At 69.9% G+C, this 16,337-nt stretch carries 17 protein-coding genes; 6 read left to right on the forward strand and 11 right to left on the reverse strand.

Annotated elements, in window-relative coordinates:
- The first annotated feature begins 42 nt into the window (after positions 1-42).
- Both BLT21_RS08735 and BLT21_RS08740 read left to right on the forward strand, forming a co-directional pair.
- Positions 43-417: a hypothetical protein gene (locus tag BLT21_RS08735; RefSeq protein ID WP_176786853.1), complete on the forward strand. Its 375-nt coding sequence runs from the start codon at positions 43-45 to the stop codon at positions 415-417.
- A 50-nt stretch (positions 418-467) separates the two neighbouring features.
- A complete protein-coding gene (locus tag BLT21_RS08740) occupies positions 468-818 on the forward strand; it encodes a hypothetical protein (RefSeq protein ID WP_091501123.1) in 351 nt (116 codons plus the stop codon).
- A gap of 100 nt (positions 819-918) precedes the next feature.
- On the opposite strand, the gene BLT21_RS08745 is transcribed toward BLT21_RS08740, so the two are convergent.
- Both BLT21_RS08745 and dnaB read right to left on the reverse strand, forming a co-directional pair.
- A complete protein-coding gene (locus tag BLT21_RS08745) occupies positions 919-1,515 on the reverse strand; it encodes a 2'-5' RNA ligase family protein (RefSeq protein WP_091501125.1) in 597 nt (198 codons plus the stop codon).
- A 138-nt stretch (positions 1,516-1,653) separates the two neighbouring features.
- Positions 1,654-3,024, reverse strand: coding sequence for a replicative DNA helicase (dnaB, locus tag BLT21_RS08750; protein WP_091501127.1), 1,371 nt, complete (start codon positions 3,022-3,024; stop codon positions 1,654-1,656).
- 470 nt (positions 3,025-3,494) lie between these two features.
- Between dnaB and BLT21_RS08755 the strand changes: the two genes are divergently transcribed.
- On the forward strand, positions 3,495-4,637 hold the full coding sequence (locus BLT21_RS08755; protein ID WP_091501129.1) for a hypothetical protein: 1,143 nt from the start codon (positions 3,495-3,497) through the stop codon (positions 4,635-4,637).
- An 81-nt stretch (positions 4,638-4,718) separates the two neighbouring features.
- Positions 4,719-6,476: a beta strand repeat-containing protein gene (locus BLT21_RS08760; RefSeq protein ID WP_091501132.1), complete on the forward strand. Its 1,758-nt coding sequence runs from the start codon at positions 4,719-4,721 to the stop codon at positions 6,474-6,476.
- A gap of 412 nt (positions 6,477-6,888) precedes the next feature.
- On the opposite strand, the gene rplI is transcribed toward BLT21_RS08760, so the two are convergent.
- From rplI to rpsF, 4 genes are read right to left on the reverse strand one after another with little or no spacing between them, the layout of a single operon-like run.
- Positions 6,889-7,341 (reverse strand): 50S ribosomal protein L9, encoded by a 453-nt coding sequence (gene rplI / locus BLT21_RS08765; RefSeq protein ID WP_023953547.1) that lies wholly within the window; start codon positions 7,339-7,341, stop codon positions 6,889-6,891.
- An 11-nt stretch (positions 7,342-7,352) separates the two neighbouring features.
- Positions 7,353-7,607, reverse strand: a complete 255-nt coding sequence (gene rpsR, locus BLT21_RS08770) for a 30S ribosomal protein S18 (RefSeq protein ID WP_023953545.1) — start codon at positions 7,605-7,607, stop codon at positions 7,353-7,355.
- A gap of 59 nt (positions 7,608-7,666) precedes the next feature.
- The gene (locus tag BLT21_RS08775; protein WP_091501135.1) at positions 7,667-8,206 is read right to left on the reverse strand and encodes a single-stranded DNA-binding protein; all 540 of its coding nucleotides are present in this window, start codon (positions 8,204-8,206) and stop codon (positions 7,667-7,669) included.
- Between the two features lie 5 nt (positions 8,207-8,211).
- Entirely contained in the window at positions 8,212-8,568 is a 357-nt protein-coding gene (gene rpsF, locus BLT21_RS08780; protein WP_036305492.1) for a 30S ribosomal protein S6, read from the reverse strand.
- A gap of 175 nt (positions 8,569-8,743) precedes the next feature.
- Between rpsF and BLT21_RS08785 the strand changes: the two genes are divergently transcribed.
- Together BLT21_RS08785 and BLT21_RS15640 are read left to right on the forward strand one after the other, a co-directional pair.
- Positions 8,744-9,730: a hypothetical protein gene (locus tag BLT21_RS08785; RefSeq protein WP_091501137.1), complete on the forward strand. Its 987-nt coding sequence runs from the start codon at positions 8,744-8,746 to the stop codon at positions 9,728-9,730.
- On the forward strand, positions 9,727-11,058 hold the full coding sequence (locus tag BLT21_RS15640; RefSeq protein ID WP_091501140.1) for a hypothetical protein: 1,332 nt from the start codon (positions 9,727-9,729) through the stop codon (positions 11,056-11,058). The genes BLT21_RS08785 and BLT21_RS15640 overlap by 4 nt, the downstream gene beginning before the upstream one ends.
- Positions 11,059-11,580: 522 nt before the next feature.
- Here BLT21_RS15640 and BLT21_RS08795 read toward each other — a convergent pair.
- Genes BLT21_RS08795 through BLT21_RS08815 form a run of 5 tightly spaced genes read right to left on the reverse strand, consistent with a single transcriptional unit; the run spans position 11,581 to position 16,312 of the window.
- On the reverse strand, positions 11,581-12,291 hold the full coding sequence (locus BLT21_RS08795) for a DUF1028 domain-containing protein (RefSeq protein ID WP_091501142.1): 711 nt from the start codon (positions 12,289-12,291) through the stop codon (positions 11,581-11,583).
- Positions 12,292-12,313: 22 nt separating this feature from the next.
- Complete coding sequence (locus BLT21_RS08800) at positions 12,314-13,135, reverse strand: ABC transporter permease (protein ID WP_091501144.1); 822 nt, start codon at positions 13,133-13,135, stop codon at positions 12,314-12,316.
- On the reverse strand, positions 13,132-13,890 hold the full coding sequence (locus BLT21_RS08805) for an ABC transporter ATP-binding protein (protein ID WP_023953515.1): 759 nt from the start codon (positions 13,888-13,890) through the stop codon (positions 13,132-13,134). Before BLT21_RS08805 ends, BLT21_RS08800 begins: the two co-directional genes overlap by 4 nt.
- Complete coding sequence (locus BLT21_RS08810; RefSeq protein ID WP_091501147.1) at positions 13,887-15,224, reverse strand: amidohydrolase family protein; 1,338 nt, start codon at positions 15,222-15,224, stop codon at positions 13,887-13,889. The genes BLT21_RS08805 and BLT21_RS08810 overlap by 4 nt, the downstream gene beginning before the upstream one ends.
- Positions 15,221-16,312 carry an ABC transporter substrate-binding protein gene (locus tag BLT21_RS08815; RefSeq protein WP_091501149.1) on the reverse strand — a complete coding sequence of 364 codons (1,092 nt, stop codon included), beginning with the start codon at positions 16,310-16,312 and terminating at the stop codon, positions 15,221-15,223. Before BLT21_RS08815 ends, BLT21_RS08810 begins: the two co-directional genes overlap by 4 nt.
- Between the last annotated feature and the right edge of the window lie 25 nt (positions 16,313-16,337).

Below are 16,337 nucleotides of genomic sequence, written 5' to 3' on the forward strand. Positions count from 1 at the left end.
CATATGTTCGCATCGAGCTACCCTGGATTGCGGGGAGCCGAGATGGGAACGAACAAGCGCTACGCCGCGGCGATCGACCGCCGGTTGGACGGGAAGATTCTTGAACACATCGCGCGCGACGCCGGCCCGCTACAGTCCCTCTCGCGTGAAGAGATCGGCATGGACACAGAGCCAGTGACGATCGACCCGAAGCCTAAGCCCGTCCGGGCGTGGGTGCGGTTCGGTGCGACGCCGGTTTGGGTCGACGGGCAGGCGTGCCGGTGGACGGCGGATGCCGTGGCGATCCGGTTCCTCGTCGGCGATGCCGGGCCGCGCTCGACTGTCGCGGAGGCGTTGCCTCAGGATCGCGGTGCCGCGAGACTGGGGCCATGCTGTCCGCCCGCCGACCGCGAACGCGGCACGCCGCCATTCTCGTAGCAGGTCTTGTCGCCGCGACAGCCGGCCTGTCCGGATGCGGGACAGCGACCGTGTCGTGCGCATCGTGGGCGAGCTACGAGTCGCCCGCGCAGATGGAACGTGATGCGGACGTCGTCGTGACGACCGCATCCGTCGAGAGTTCCGGGTCGGCCGACCTCTTCGGCGTTGCCGCGAACCGCTACGAGGTGCTGGTCGCCGGCGCGGAGAAGGGCGACGCCACCCCGGGCTCGACCATCGAGGTGGTCTCCACGCCCGACTCGTGCGGCGCCGACTTCTACCCGGAGGGCGATCCCCTCGATACGTCCGACTCGGTTCGGCTCTATCTCGTCCGCGACGACCGAGCCGGGCTGCGCACCCTCACACCCTTCGACGGCGTCGAACCCGCGACCCCGGGAGCCTGAGAGTCCGGAACGCGCGGCCGCACCAACGAGGTGTCGACATCCCGAGGAAGGGACCGCGGGCGGGCATGCTCGAACCGCCGGACTCTCGGCCCGGAACCGACTAGGAACCCCCGAGCGCGAAGGACTCCACGTGCTCGCCGTCGTCGTCGTATCGCACGAAGTCGACCGTGTCGACCGTCTCACGAGGCCGGGAGGCCACTGCTTCTCGCGCGGATGACCGGAGCAGGCCTTCCCACGCCGAGCTGTCTAGCGCCGCGCCATAGGCGAGCGACATGTGGAACACCCACTCGTCGAGCGGGAGCTCTCCGACACGACGGAGATCGGTCCGATCCAGAGAACGGGTCAGGCTCGCATATGCACCCACCAGCGTCGAGGTCCGAGCGAGGCGAGCGATCACTATCTGGAAGGGCGCCGGGAAGCCGTCCACCGCGTCCACCTGCAACTCGATCGGCGCGGTCACCCGGGCCCATGCCGCGACGACGCCGCGGAGCATCTCGACACGCTCGGGTTCGAAGAAGCCTCGCAGCGTGATGTGACCGGAGTGAGGGTGCGGGAGCTCGTCGGGGCTCAGCGCCAGGACGCGTTCCCGCTCCTCATCGTAGAAGTCGCCGACATCCCCGCTCACGCCGAGGACGAGGTACTGCTGCCCTCGCAACGACGCGAGCTGAACGGGGTCCGTCATGTAGCGCGTGGTCACAGCTCCTCCTGTCTGGCAGTGGCTCGACCCTACGCGCACGATGCGGGTCGGACCGGACTGTGACAGGACGACTCACGGATCGTCTCTGCGCACGCTCAACGGGGAGGAACGACGCGGCATGACCAGACGTGATCCGCGTCAGTCCATTCCCACGGCCATGTCGGTGAAGCGCGAGAAATGGCCCTGGAACGCTACGGTGACCGTGTCGGTCGGACCGTTACGGTGCTTGGCGACGATCAGGTCGGCCTCGCCGGCGCGGGGGCTGTCCTTCTCATAGGCGGCCTCGCGATGCAGCAGGATGACGATGTCGGCGTCCTGCTCGATCGAGCCGGACTCGCGCAGGTCGCTGATCGCAGGCTTCTTGTCGGCTCGCTGCTCCGCACCACGGTTCAGCTGCGACAGCGCGATGACCGGCACCTGCAGCTCCTTCGCGAGCAGCTTGAGCGCGCGCGAGAACTCCGAGACCTCCTGCTGGCGCGACTCGACGCGCTTGCCGCTCGTCATCAGCTGCAGGTAGTCGATCACGACCATCTTGAGGCCGACGCGCTGCTTCAGTCGGCGGCACTTCGCCCGGATCTCGACGAGCGTCATGTTCGGGCTGTCGTCGATGTAGAGAGGCGCGTCGTTGATGCGGCCACGGGTCGCGGCGACGGTGGTCCAGTCGCGCGAGTCGAGCGTGCCCTTGCGCATCGACTGAAGCGGCACGGCACCCTCGGCACTCATGAGGCGCATCGCGATCTCGCTACGCCCCATCTCGAGCGAGAAGAAGATCGTGGGCGAGTCGTTCTTGATCGCGGCGGCGCGAGCGAAGTCGAGCGCGAGCGTCGACTTACCCATGGCGGGGCGCGCCGCGACGACGATCATCTGGCCGGGGTGCAGGCCGTTCGTCAACTGGTCGAGTCCTGAGAAGCCGGTCGGGATGCCGGTCATTTGACCGTCGCGTCCGCGGGCGGCCTCGATGTCGTCGATGGCCGCCGTGACGGCGACCTCGAGAGGGACGTAGTCCTCGGCCTTCTCGGCGCCGGTGACCGAGTAGATCTCCGCCTGCGCACTGTTGACGAGGTCGACCGCGTCGCCCTGGCCGTTGTAGCCCATCTGCACGATGCGCGTGCCGGCCTCGACGAGGCGACGCAGCAGTGCGCGCTCGTTGACGATCGTCGCGTAGTAGCCGGCGTTCGCCGCCGTCGGCACGATGGACGTCAGCGTGTGGAGGTAGTCGGCGCCCCCGGCGCGCTGCAGCTCGCCGTTCTTGATGAGCTCGTCGGTGACGGCGACGACGTCGGTGGGCTCGCCGTGGGAGTACAGCGAGAGCAGCGCTTCGTAGATGAGCTCGTGCTTGGGCACGTAGAAGTCGGTACCGCGGAGCGTCTCGATGACGTCCGCGACGGCATCCTTCGACAGCAGCATTCCACCGAGCGTGCTCTGCTCGGCGAGCATGTCGTGCGGCGGGGTGCGATCGGGTTCGCGCCGTCCGCCGAGCCTGTCGTCAGAGATGTCCGCGATCGACATCCGCACCCCCGCATCCTGGCCTGTGACCGAGCCGGAGTACACGGTATGGAGGGCGTCGGACACCCGCAAACCGGCCTGTGGATAACTCTGTGGATAAGATGCGGGAAACGCCGCATCGCTTGTGAAGAAGTCCTGTGGAAAACGCCCGGGGATACATCGAGTGGCGGTCTATTAACGCCCGCTGACCTGGAGTTTCAGTTTCCCCAGCCTGTGGATGGAGATTGTGGTTGAAGTGCGACTTGAAGGTTGTTCATCTGGGGACTCACTTGTGTAAAACGTGGCACTTGTCAAGTCGAGTCGGCGACAGCCGCAACGCGCGGAGCACCCCGTCGCCGTGTGCGACATCCACACAGCTCAGCCATAGACAGGATCTCCCGTGAGGAGTATCTTTCTGCGCCAAGCAGTACCCGCAGGCACGGGTTCTCCCGTGCGATCGATGACGACGCTCTCGGGGGAGGTGATCGCTCGTCATGAGAAACCGCCGACGCTCGTCGCGCTGGGTGCCCGTCCTCGGCACCGGACTCGGTCTCGCCTTCGCCTGGACCGCCCTCTCTCTTGCGCTCGCTCCCGCGAGCCACGCCGCCGATGACGAGACGGTCGCCCTGCCGGGCCTTCTCACCACGGTCGCAGAGTCGGTCGATCAGGCCGCGAGCGAGATCGCGGTCCCCGTGATCCCCGCCGCCCGAAGCGTGGCCGAGCCTGTCGCCGAGGTCGCACGACCGGTGGCCTCGCTCGTCTCCCCCGCAGCCTCAGCGGTGCCGCCGGCCGTCGCGCCCGTGGTCGAGCCGCTCGTGCACCATGTCGTCGAGCCCGCCCTGCAGAACGTCGCCCCCGCTGTGGAGCCCGTCGCGGCCACGGTACGGCCCGTGCCGGACGCTGTGGCCCCGGTCACCGACACCGTTGCCGAGGTCGCCGCTCCCGCGGTCGGGGCCGTCGGATCGACAGTCGCTCCCGTATTGGACACCCTCGATCCCGTCAGCGAAGCCGTCGCGCCGATCCTGTCGCCGGTCCTCGGCGGGGTCGACGACGCGCTCGCGCCCGTCACCGGAGCGCTCACACCGATCACCGACGCGTTGGCGCCTGCAACCGACACTCTCCCTCCCGTGGTCGTCCCGATCACGGATGCCGTCATTCCCGGTGGGACCGTGCCGATGACTCCGACGACGCCCGGCGTCCCGCAGTCGCCCGCCGACGGCAGCCCGCCCGCACTGCTCCCCGTGGCGGATATCGGTCTGATGGCGGGTGGCGAGCTCGCCGGGTCCGCGGCCGCCACCGTGCGATCCGGTCGCGACGAAGCCATCAGTGCGGTCGCGACTGACCAGACCGCCGCTCAGGCGTTCGAGGCCGGGGCAGATGCCGCCGGGTCCCCGTCCGACGCGGCCGGGGCCTTCGTGCTGCGCGTCCTGGCACTCGGGTCGGCTCCGTTCGACGGCCTACCCCTCTCGAGCCCCGCTTCGGCCTCGGCCGCAGCGGCCGGCGCTGCGGGTGGCCTGGCCGGTGTCCTCGTCGCCTTCCTTCTCGCCGCGGCAGCCCTGAGCGGTCGCCGCGGGCCGCTCTCGGACTCGTCGGGCCCCGTCTCGCCCGTCTATCCCACCGACGTCTCTCCCGACTGACGACGGATCGGCCGCGCTCGCGCGGCACGATCCCCGGCGCTGTGCGCCATCCATTCGTCATTCTCAAGGAGAGAACCACTCATGAACACCATCGTCTCGCGTGCCGTCTGGGGCACGCTCCTCGCCGGGGGGATCACGATCCTCGGCGCCTCGGTCGCCCACGCGGCCGACACATCCGGGGAGGACGGGCTCCTCTCGGGCACTCAGGGCATCGTCTCCGTCGACGCCCCCATCACCGTCAGCGGTACCTCGGTCGCCCTCATCGGCGACGCGGACAGCTCGACCTCGGATGCCGGCGCTCCCGCCTCCGCACCGGCACCCAGCGGCTCGACGAGTGGCGCCGACGGCATCGGTTCGGGCTCGCAGGCGTTGATCGCCGTCTCCGTGCCCATCACCGTCGAGGGCACCTCGGTCGCCCTCGTCGGGGACAGCACCTCGTCGACGCACGACGAGTCTGGCCCCGGGGACACCGGTTCGGCGCCCGCGGCCCCCGCCGCGAGTGCGACCACGGACGGGGCGGATGGCATCGCCTCCGGCACCCAGGTCGTCGCACCGGTCACCGCGCCGGTCGAGGTCAACGGCACCGCGGTGTCTGTCATCGGCGACGCGGACAGCGACACCACCACCGGTGCCGGTGATGCGGGCACGACCGACAACGGCGGCACCGACGCGACCACCGACGGGGCCAACGGCATCCTCGGCGGCACCCAGGTGATCGCACCCGTCACCGCACCGGTCGAGATCAACGGCACCGCGGTCACGGTCATCGGCGACGCCGACAGCGACACCACCACCGGTGCCGGCGATGCGGGCACGACGGACAACGACGGCACCGACGCGACCACCGGCGGGGCCAACGGCATCGCCTCCGGCACCCAGGTCATCGCACCGGTCACCGCCCCGATCGACCTGACCGAGACCGCGGTGTCCGTCATCGGCGATGCGGACAGCGACACCACCACCGGCGGCGCCACCGGCACGGGATCGAGCCCGGGAGCATCGACCAGCGGATCCGACAGCATCATCGGCGGCACCCAGGTCATCGCACCCGTCACCGCACCGGTCGACCTGACCGGAACCGCCGTGTCCGTCATCGGCGATGCCGAAAGCGACACCACCACCGGCGGCACCACCGGCACGGGATCGAGCCCGGGAGCATCGACCAGCGGATCCGACAGCATCCTCGGCGGCACCCAGGTCATCGCACCCGTCACCGGACCGGTCGAGGTCAACGGCACCGCGGTCTCGGTCATCGGCGACGCCGACAGCAACACCACCACCAGCGGCACCACTGGCACGGGGACCACTCCGGGAGCATCGACCAGCGGGTCCGACAGCATCCTCGGCGGCACCCAGCTCGTGCTGCCGATCACTACCCCCATCTCACTGGACGGCACGGCGATCTCCGTGATCGGGGATGCCACCACCGAGGTCACCGCCCCGTCCGACCCCGGCACGGAGCCTGGCACCGATCCCGGGACTGACCCGGGCACCGACCCCGGAACCAACCCTGGCACCGATCCCGGAACCAACCCCGGAACCAACCCCGGAACCAACCCCGGCACCAACCCCGGCACCAACCCCGGCACCAACCCCGGCACCGACCCCGGCACGGACTCCGGAACCGACCCGAGCACCGACGGCTCCTCGTCGAACGGCGTGACAGTTACCGCTGCTGACACCTCGGTCGTGGGCACGGCGGCTGCGGGAACCTTGGCCCGACCGTTGGTTCTTGCCCACACCGGCGGGGCGAGCTCGGTCGCTCTCGGTATCGGGGGCCTCGGACTGCTGCTGGCGGGCCTCGCGCTCGTCGCACTGCGCCGCCGCGCGATCGGCTGAGCAACCCGGCGACGGACCCCGGATACCGCGGGTGCCGCAGGCCTCGAGTCTGCGGCACCCGCTCCGGCATGCCCTCGTACCGAAGCATCGACCCCCGTCGAGCGCGAGCCCCGATGCAATGGATCGACGGCGACACCCCGGCCCCAGGCATCCAGAACCGGGGTGTCGGGCCCAAGTCCTTGCATCCGCGCCCGCGGCAGCTCGGCGGTCGCCTGCGTCGAGCGCGAGCCCCGAGGCAAGGGATCGACGGCGACACCCGGGCCCACGGCATCCAGGACCGGGGTGTCGGGCCCAGACCCTTGCATCCAGGCCCGCACCCGCACCCGCACCCGCACCCGCGCCGGGCCGAACCCGGAAACGACGGATGCCGCGAACCCGAAGGTCCGCGGCATCCGTTCTGGTGCGCCAGGTATTACTTGGCGGCGACCACCTGCAGGGTGATCACAGCGGTGAGGTCGTCGCGGAGGCGAATGGTCGCCTCGTGCTCGCCCACGGCCTTGATCGGCGAGGTGATGTGGATCTTGCGCTTGTCGAGATCGCCCAGACCAGCGGTCTTGACGGCGTCAGCCACGTCGGCGGGCTTGACCGCACCGAACAGACGGCCTTCGGCGCCGGCCTTGACCGACAGCTTGACCTTGTTCGACTCGAGGTTGTTCTTGAGCGCCACAGCCTCTTCGTGGTCGTGGATCGCGCGGGCGTCGCGAGCGGCGCGGATGGACGCCACCTGCTTCTCGCCACCGCGGGTCCAGGCCACAGCGAAGCCCTGGGGGATGAGGTAATTACGGGCGTACCCGTTCTTGACCTCGATGACGTCACCGGCGCTTCCGAGCCCGGCGACCTCGTTCGTGAGAATCAGCTTTGCCATGTCGGTGCTCCTTACCGGCCAGCGCCGGCGTAAGGCAGGAGCGCCATTTCGCGCGCGTTCTTGATCGCCTTGGCGATCAGACGCTGCTCCTGCACCGAGACACCGGTGATACGACGGGCGCGGATCTTCCCACGCTCCGAGATGAACTTGCGGAGCGTCGAAACGTCCTTGTAGTCGATGACGCCGACGCGGATCGCCTTCGCGGGGGCCGCGTTCTTCGCGCCCTTCCGCGGCTTGCGGCGGTCGCCGGTTGCCTTTCCAGCCATTGTGTTTCCTTACGAGTGTGATGATCGGATGCCGCTGCGCGCAGCATCCGGAATCCGATTCAGAACGGGGTGTCGTCGCCGTAGGAGGCGCCGCTGGTACCCGGTGCGCTCCACGCGTCAGGAGCCGAAGAACCCGGGGTCGCCCACGGCTCCTCCTGCACCTGCTGCTGCGGGCGCGACTGCTGACCGCCGCCGAAGCTTCCGCCGCCGCCACCACCGCCACCACCGGAGCCGGATGCGGCGCGCGTGACCTGTGCGGTCGCGTAACGCAGCGAGGGGCCGATCTCGTCGACCTCCAGCTCGATAGCGGTGCGGTTCTGGCCCTCACGGTCTTGGTAGGAGCGCTGACGCAGGCGGCCGGTCGCGACGACCCGCATGCCCTTGGTCAGCGAACCCGCCACGTGCTCGGCGAATTCGCGCCACACGGACGCGCGGAGGAACAGCGCTTCGCCGTCCTTCCACTCGTTCGCCTGACGGTCGAAGGTGCGAGGAGTCGAGGCGATCGTGAAGTTCGCCACCGGCAGGCCGTTCTGCGTGTAACGCAGCTCGGGGTCTGCCGTGAGGTTGCCCACGACGGTGATGACGGTCTCGCCGGCCATGAGCCTTACGCCTTCGCAGCCTTAGCGGGGGCGGCAGCCTTGCGGGCGGCCTTCGCCTCGGAACGCGCCTTCTCGGCAGCGACCTGTGCGATGGCCTCCTCGGCGCGCAGGACCTTGGTGCGCATGATCGACTCGCTCAGCTTGAGCTGGCGGTCGAGTTCCTGCGTGGTCTCGCTCGTCGCGGTGAAGTTGACGACGGCGTAGATGCCCTCGTTCTTCTTCTGGATCTCGTACGCCAGACGGCGACGGCCCCAGATGTCGATGTTCTCGATGGTTCCACCGTCATTCGTGATGACCTTGAGGAACTTGTCAAGGTTGGGAGCAACCTGACGCTCATCGATCTCGGGCTGGAGAATCACCATGAGCTCGTACTGGTACGTGTGCGTCACTGACCCACCTCCTTCGGACTAGAACGGCTCCCGGGCGTTTCCCGGAAGCAGGAGGGTGTGTAGCACGTGCCCGACCGAGGTCGGACAACCACAACAGCTTACCTGATCGCGCGTCATCCCGCCGACCGGTCACCGGTAGCGTGGGCGCATGGAGTGGACGGCGGACGTCTCGGTCGGTGATTGGCTGCACGATCGCCTCGACGATCCGTGGGCGGGCACGATCCACGACGTCGTGCCGCGGGGCTTCGAGGCGTACGCGCGGGTACTGCACCCGGCATCCGTCCAGTCCCGGGCGAGCGGCGACCCGCTCCCCCCGTTCGACGAGTGGTTCGCGATGGGATGGGAGCGGTCGCAGCGGCTGACCGCCGACCTCGTCACCGACCTCGCGACATGGGCCGACACCGCTGCGGCGTTCGGGACGACGCTGCATCCGCTGGCCCAGTGGGACTCGATCGTGCGCTCGCCCGAATTCGGGTCGAACCAGATGACGTCGCCGGACGGCCGCTGGTTCGCCGCACCCGGCACGGGCGACCTCGACCCGCATCTCCTGGCCGCGCTCGCGCGCGAGCTGATGCGACACACCTCGACACCGGATGACGTGACCGCGGGCCTCTGGGAAGGCCGCGGCGGCCTGGTCGGCCACACGGGGCGGCGTCCCTCACGGGCGTTCTTCCAGATCGGCGACCCCGACGACGCCACCCTGGCCCGCCACAACCGCATGCTCGGGTCGTCATTCGCCGACCGCTTCAACAGCGTGTTCCGCAAGCCCAGCTGGCAGGAGGGGATCCTCTCGCGCGAGATCTCGGAGGGCCCGCGGCTGCGCCTGCCGGAGCGGCCCTTCATCCTGTTCCGCGGCGCACTGGAGGAGTTCGCCGACGACGACTGGGAGCTGCGGATGCCGTGGCGTGACCTCCCCGCCGAGGCGGAGGGGGCTTCGCCGGAGGCGCAGAGTCCCAGCCTGCTCTGGCCCGCGGACCGCGCCTGGGCGATGGTGTCGGAGGTCGACTTCGACTCGACGATCGTCGGCGGCTCTCGCGAGCTCGTCGCGGCGATCTGCCGCATCCCCGATGTGGAAGCCCTGCCCCTGCCGGACGACGCGCGCCTGTACTGGGGCGCAGACGAGGTGAACCGATGAGCGTTCCGTTCGATCCCCGCCCCCTGCAAGAACCCGTGTCGCCGGCGACCGCACGCGCGTTCCGCAAGCACCTCGGTCAGACGGGACGCCTCCCGGCCGGCGCCGGCACCGCGGCGGGCGTCATCATCGCGATCGTCGTGGTGATCTTCATCGTCCTGGTGTTCGGGGGCGTTCTCTCCGCCGTGATCGGCGGCCTCGTCTTCGCGGCCGGTGCGCAGTCGGGCACGGGAGCTGCGCTGTCGCTGACGACGCTCATCCCCCTCGTCATCGTCGTCGGTCTCGCCGTCCTCGTGCCGTTCTTCGTGCGACGCCAGCGGGCTGCGCAGGCGGCCGCCTGGTACCGGCTCGATCGTTTCGCGCAGGCGAACGGCATGACGTTCGAGCCGCAGCGACCGAATCCTCCGCTGCCGGGCATGATCTTCTCGCAGGGGTCGAGCCGGATGGCGTCCAACCTCGTCCGCGGCGACCGGCCGCGCTTCGTGGAGTTCGCGAACTACCGCTACACGACCGGGTCGGGCAAGAACCAGCAGACCCACACGTGGGGCTATGTCGCCGTGCACCTGTCGACACCGCTGCCGCACATCGTGCTCGATGCGCTCGGCAACAACGGACTGTTCGGCTCGAACCTGCCGGTCACATTCGAACGCGACCAGCACCTGAGCCTCGAGGGCGACTTCGACAAGTACTTCCGCCTCTACTGCCCACGCGGTTACGAACGCGACGCGCTCTACCTCTTCACGCCCGACATCATGGCCCGCTTCGTCGACAACGCCGCGGCCCTCGACGTCGAGATCGTCGACGATTGGCTCTTCTTCTACGGCAAGCGCGACTTCTCGACCCTCGACCCCGCCACCTGGTCGTGGCTGTTCGGCGCGGTGGGCGCGATGATCGACAAGTTCGCGCAGTGGGAGCGCTGGCGCGACGACCGGCTCGCGGCGCCGGACGCGGCGGGTGGGCCCGGTGTGGGCGGCGCGGCGGGTGGGCCCGGTGCGGGCGGCGCGGTGGGCGGGCCCGGCGCCGCGGGCGGTCCTGGCGCCGCGGGCGGTCCTGGCGCCGTGGGCGCGACGGCGGGTCCGGTTCTCGGTGCGGCCGGGGTCCCGAGCGTCGTCCCGACCGGTCCCGGCCCGGCGGCGAGCGCCGCGCCGGCGCTGCCCGTCACTCCGCCGGCCGGCCTGCTGCGTCCGCCGCCCGGCGTAGCTGCCCCCGGTCAGCGGCTGAAGAAGAGCGTGCCGTGGGTGGCCATCGTCGTCGTACTGCTCATCGTCACCGTCGGAGCCATCGGCCCCATCATCGCCTTCATCGGCGGCCTCTTCGCCGCCCTGCGCTGACGTCGACCGCCCCCTTTGCGGGACGAGCACTCGCGGGCGGATGCCGCCCCTGGGTCGGGGTACTGCCTGCTGAACTCCGCGGTGCCGCCGACAGGCTGAGCGTAGGCATTCGCCATCCCTGGCCACCCCTCGAGACCCTCAGCCTGTGGACGGCACGCGCCGCCGATCGGACCGAGCGCGGGTGCAGCGCGGACCGAGCGCGGGCGCAACGCGGGTGCGGGCCGGGGTGCAGCGCGGCAAGCGTGCCGCGAGCAGGATGAGCGGCCGCATCCGGCATCCCGGGCGGCGCCCGGCAGGCCTCCAGCCTGTGGACGGCACGCGCAGCCAGCCGCAGGCCCGAGTGTCGGCGCGGTCGCCTACCTGGTCGACCGCCTCGGCGACACGCAGCACCACGATCTCGCGCAGCTCGTGCTCGCCGCGTCGCGCGACGCGACGGCGCGGCTGCGCGGCGCCTGAGCCCGGTCGGATCCGAGGTCCCCGGCCGGTCGCGAAGGCCGGACGGGGACCTCGGGGCTGGCGGCCTCAGTGAGCCCGGACCGGAGCCTCGTCGCGCGCGAGCCAGTCGTCCATGCCGGTCTCGGGGTGGTCGAGCCAATGGTCGCCGTAGTAGTCGGCGAAGGGCAGGTACTCGTCGAGGATGCGGCGCAGCTCCGAGATCGCGTCGAGCCCCTCGGGAGCGATGTCGACGCGCAGGTCGACGTGCGCGCGCCGGTGACCGCGCGCCGTCGTGATGATCGACGACGACAGGTGCCGGCGCCCCTCACCACCGGCGGCGAGGCCGGCCTCGAGCGCCCGCATGAGACGCTCCTCGAAGAGTCCGGCGGTGTCGTTCTCGTAGGATGCGGCCATCGCTTCGAGCACGCCCGGGCCGATGAGGGTGTTCCCGAGCACCGCGAAGCCGTCGCCGACGAGGTGACCGGCGTACTGCGACTCGATGACGACGTCACCGGTGTGGGCCGCGACTCGGCCGTCGTCGAGGACGACGCCGAGCTGCCGGTATCGGAACGACTCGTCGGTCTCGGCGAGCGCCGCGATGATGCGGTCGGGTGCGAGACCGGTTGCGCCGAGGTCGAGGGCGCGCTGGCCGAGCCGCCAGTCGGAGTGCCACTGGCTCGTCACCGCGACCCCTCCCGCGACGTGGGGGCACCGCGAGGCGAGCGCGATCGACCCCGTGCCCTGGCAGACTCCGACCGCACCCGTGTTCGGATCGGTGGCGATGATGCTGAACGTCATCGTGTTCTCCTTCCCGGCGCGCTCAGCGCGCCGTCATTTCCCAGCGGATGACCACGCGGCGGAGCACCCGCACGACGAGGTTCAGGACGATGCCGAGCACCGAGAGGATGATGAGCAGCGCGAAGACCGCCGCCGTCTCCATGCGGCCCTGCGCCTGCAGGATCAGCACGCCGAGGCCCTTCTGCGCACCGACGAACTCGGCCACGATCGCACCGATCATCGAGTTGGCGACGGCGAGCTCGAGCCCCGAGAAGATCTGCGGCAGCGCGGCGGGCAGCATCAGCCGCGTCTGGATCTGCAGCGGCTTCGCGCCGTTGACCCGGAACAGGTCGACCTGGTCGCGGTCGACGCCGCGGAACCCGTGCAGCGCGTTGACGAGCATCGGGAAGAACGCCAGCAGCACGACCACGACGACCTTCGACGGCATCCCGAATCCGAACCAGATGATGAACAGCGGTGCGACCGCCACCTTGGGGATCGACTCGATCGCGACGATGTAGGGGAAGACGACGGCGTAGACGGTCGGGAACTGTGCGAGCACGATCGCGAGCACGAGGCCCGAGACGATCCCGATCCCGAGTCCCGTCAGCACGATCGACATGGTGGACGCCGTGTTCTCGAGGTAGCGCGGGAACGCGTTCGGATCGAAGAGCGCCTTCAGCACATCGCTCAGCGGAGGCACGACGTACACGGGGGTGTTGGTCCACCCGGGGACGAACTGCCACGCGAGCAGCAGCAGGCCCAGCAGAGCCAGCGAGGCGATGACCCGCTTGGCGGGCGTGTTCACGACGCGTCGCGTGACGACCCGGGTCGTGACGGGGCGGGTCCGGACGGAAGTGCTCATGCGTTCACCTCGAAGTGACGACGGATGTGGGCGGTGAGGGCCGCGAACTCGGGATCGCCGAGGAGCTCGGGGGTGCGCGTCTTTCCGAACGGGATGTCGATGATCTCGGCGATGCGTCCGGGGCGCGGGGTCATGACGACCACGCGCTCGGCGAGGAAGACTGCTTCGCTGATGCTGTGCGTGATGAGGACGGCGGTGGTGCCGGTCTCGCGCCAGATGCGGTTGACCTCGACGTTCAGGGCGTCGCGGGTCATCGCGTCCAACGCCCCGAAGGGCTCGTCCATCAGCAGCACGGCGGGATCGTGCACCAGCGCCCGGCAGATCGCCGCGCGCTGCTGCATCCCGCCCGACAGCTCGTGCGGGTGCTTGGTGGTGAAGTCCTCGAGACCCACCATCGTCAGCAGCGTCCGCGCGTGGGCGCGATCGGCGCCGGTCACCCGCCGGCGCAGGCTGAGGGGCAGCAGGACGTTGTCGAGGATGTTCAGCCACGGCAGCAGGGTCGCCTTCTGGAACACCATGCCGGCCTCGCCCCGCGGGGCGCCGATCGGCACATCGGCGATCGTGGCCGTGCCGGCGGTGTGTCCCTCGAGACCCGCGAGGATGCGCAGCAGGGTCGTCTTGCCGCATCCGCTCGGCCCCAGGACCGAGACGAACTCGCCCTCCGCGATCCCGAGGTCGACGTGCGAGAGCGCCGTGACGTCGCCCGTGCGGGTCTGATAGGTCTTCGAGAGGTCGGAGATCTCGATCAGGCTCATGGCTTCTCCAGTCCGTAGACGCGGCAGAGGTTCTCGTTGAGCACGCGCGAGGCGAGCCACTCGGCCTGAGATGTCGTCCACAGGCGATCGGCGACCCCGGCGGTGAGCGCGCGGTCGAGCGCGAGCCGGCCGCGGGCCGTCGAGGCGACGTGGAACTCGGGCTGCCCCGTGTCGGTGCCGAACATCACGCGGTCCGCGGGGAGCAGCTCGAGCCACTCCTGCAGCATCCGTTCGAGGGCGTGGTGGTGGAGGTACGGCATCCACGAGTAGTCGAGGAAGACGTTGCCGTGCGCCTGGCTGAGAGCCGGGAGCAGAGACGTGTACGGGTAGCCGCCGTGGATGAGGATGATGCGCAGCCGGTTCAGCGCCGGATCCGACAGCAGGGGCTCGAGGTTGCGCGGATCGGCGCCGCTGAGCAGCAGGCCGGGCTCGGCGTGGCCCATGCCGGTGTGGATCTGCACCGGCAGCTCGCGCTCCACCGCGAGCTCGGCGATCGCGAACACGAGGTAGTCGGCGAGAGCGGTGTACGCGGGCGTCTCGAGCGACGCCGCATCGGAGCGCAGCGTCGTATACGCCGCCTCGGCCTCGTCGCGCGAGCGTCGCCGGAAGTCGAGCGAGCGCACGTAGGCCGACGCGATCTTGAGGCCGACGAAGCCCGACTCCTGACGGCGGATGATCGAGTCCCGTGCGAACGCGACGTACTCGCCCAGCGTCGCCGGCGGGGCGTCGAGGCCGGCGGTCTTCAGCAGCCCCTCGAGCACCGTGGCGAACACGCGCCGGAAGCGGGGCGTGTCGGAGCCGCGGCGGCGGAAGGCGGGGTGACCGAACGGGTAGAGGTAGGGGTCGATGCGGCCGATCGGCTTGTAGCGCTCGGGCGTCCAGGCGTCCGCGTCGATCCACGGCAGGTCGGTCAGCACCGCCGCCGTGCCCGAGATGTCGAGCGCCTCGCCGTACAGACCCGCGAAGTCGGCACGTCTCCGGTCGCGGCTCACCCGCACGGTCTCGTCGTGACCGAGGTCGCCGTAGAGCGCGCGGCTGCCCTCGACGAGCGAGACCCCGTGGACGCTCGTCGACTGGAACAGGATGCTCTCGTCGAAGAGCTTCTCGATGCCGTGTGCCGCGTCGAGCCGGGCGAGCGCATCGCGGTCGCCGCGGCCGCGGGCGGCGACGAACTCGTCGAAGACGCCCACCGGGAGGTTGGCCTCGACGTGGCCCGCCGCGTTCTCGCGTTCGAGCGCATCGATGCCTTCGAGCTCCTCGCCGGGCCGGACGTAGCCGGCGTGGGAGTGATGATCGATCGCGGGGACGCCGTCGGTGTACGTGAGCGAGCTCATTCGGCGCTCCAGTTCTGCGCCTCGGCGACGACGGCATCCGCGTCGAAGTCGTTGTACGCCTCGACGAAGGTGTTCGGGGCGGCCGCGACCGTGTCGACGGCGGAGTCGATGATCCCGGAGCCGAGGGCGAAGGTGCCCCACGCCGTGAGGGCCGTCTCGCTGTACGCGCCCCACGAGGCGGTGTCCTGCGGGTCGTCGGCGGTCAGCAGCTCGAGGCGGCGGTTCAGGGCGACGAGGTCGATGGCCAGCTGCTCGTCGATGGAGTTGCCGGCGACGAGCGTGTCGGGGTACTCCTCGTACATGATCTGAAGCGCGGCCTCCGGGTTCGTCGCCGTGAAGAGCGTCGCCTTGGCCATAGCCCGCCCGAATGCCTCGATCGTCTCGGCGTTCTCCGCGGCGTAGTCGGCGCCCGTGAAGTACGTCGTGGAGAAGAGCGATGCCGCCTCATCCGTCGTGAAGTAGCGCAACGGGGTGCCCTGCGCCTCGAAAGCGGCGTACTCGGTGTCCCACAACGACAGCGCGTCGACCTGGCCGGTCGTGAGGGCCTGCAGCGCGGCGGCGCCCGTCCCGACGGCGAGGTGGCTGTAGTCCACGTCGGGTGTGAGGTCGGCCGAGGCGAGGATGCCTTCCGACAGCAGCATGTTCGACGTGCCGAGGCTGCTCTGACCGATGACCGCGCCCTCGAAGTCGTCGAGCGAGGTGATGGGGCTGTCGTCGAGGACGGCGAGCGAGCCGGTCTGCTTGCGGATGTAGTTGTAGACCAGCTGCAGCTCGCTGCCCTTTGTCATCGCCTGCCAGATCGGCTCGGGCGGGGTGCTTCCGATGTCGAGCGAGCCGGAGTCGATGCCCTGGACGATCGAGGTGGAATCGCCCGTCACGACGATGTCGACGTTCAGGCCCTCGTCCTCGAAGTAGCCCATCGCCTGGGCGACGGCCATGGGCGAGTTGTTCGCGCCCATGTTCGTGGGGATGCCGAACTCGACGGTGGTCGTGCCGTCGGCGGAGCCGGCGTCGTCACCGGCGCAGCCGGCGAGCGTGAGAGCGAGGGCGGCGGTCACGGTGACCGCCGCGGTACGGGTGGACTTCATGGTGTCTCCTAGCGCGGGTGGTGCA

Source organism: Microbacterium sp. cf332 (assembly GCF_900102175.1).
Taxonomy (GTDB): Bacteria; Actinomycetota; Actinomycetes; order Actinomycetales; family Microbacteriaceae; genus Microbacterium.

What these genes read in the sequence shown, in the direction of transcription:
- BLT21_RS08805 (WP_023953515.1), bottom strand. Translation starts at nt 13,890, where the DNA reads ATGAGCCTGATCGAGATCTCCGACCTCTCGAAGACCTATCAGACCCGC.
- rpsR (WP_023953545.1), bottom strand. Translation starts at nt 7,607, where the DNA reads ATGGCTGGAAAGGCAACCGGCGACCGCCGCAAGCCGCGGAAGGGCGCG.
- BLT21_RS08735 (WP_176786853.1), top strand. Translation starts at nt 43, where the DNA reads ATGGGAACGAACAAGCGCTACGCCGCGGCGATCGACCGCCGGTTGGAC.
- BLT21_RS15640 (WP_091501140.1), top strand. Translation starts at nt 9,727, where the DNA reads ATGAGCGTTCCGTTCGATCCCCGCCCCCTGCAAGAACCCGTGTCGCCG.
- BLT21_RS08755 (WP_091501129.1), top strand. Translation starts at nt 3,495, where the DNA reads ATGAGAAACCGCCGACGCTCGTCGCGCTGGGTGCCCGTCCTCGGCACC.
- BLT21_RS08810 (WP_091501147.1), bottom strand. Translation starts at nt 15,224, where the DNA reads ATGAGCTCGCTCACGTACACCGACGGCGTCCCCGCGATCGATCATCAC.
- BLT21_RS08785 (WP_091501137.1), top strand. Translation starts at nt 8,744, where the DNA reads ATGGAGTGGACGGCGGACGTCTCGGTCGGTGATTGGCTGCACGATCGC.
- BLT21_RS08800 (WP_091501144.1), bottom strand. Translation starts at nt 13,135, where the DNA reads ATGAGCACTTCCGTCCGGACCCGCCCCGTCACGACCCGGGTCGTCACG.
- BLT21_RS08815 (WP_091501149.1), bottom strand. Translation starts at nt 16,312, where the DNA reads ATGAAGTCCACCCGTACCGCGGCGGTCACCGTGACCGCCGCCCTCGCT.
- BLT21_RS08775 (WP_091501135.1), bottom strand. Translation starts at nt 8,206, where the DNA reads ATGGCCGGCGAGACCGTCATCACCGTCGTGGGCAACCTCACGGCAGAC.
- rpsF (WP_036305492.1), bottom strand. Translation starts at nt 8,568, where the DNA reads ATGGTGATTCTCCAGCCCGAGATCGATGAGCGTCAGGTTGCTCCCAAC.
- dnaB (WP_091501127.1), bottom strand. Translation starts at nt 3,024, where the DNA reads ATGTCGATCGCGGACATCTCTGACGACAGGCTCGGCGGACGGCGCGAA.
- BLT21_RS08760 (WP_091501132.1), top strand. Translation starts at nt 4,719, where the DNA reads ATGAACACCATCGTCTCGCGTGCCGTCTGGGGCACGCTCCTCGCCGGG.
- rplI (WP_023953547.1), bottom strand. Translation starts at nt 7,341, where the DNA reads ATGGCAAAGCTGATTCTCACGAACGAGGTCGCCGGGCTCGGAAGCGCC.
- BLT21_RS08795 (WP_091501142.1), bottom strand. Translation starts at nt 12,291, where the DNA reads ATGACGTTCAGCATCATCGCCACCGATCCGAACACGGGTGCGGTCGGA.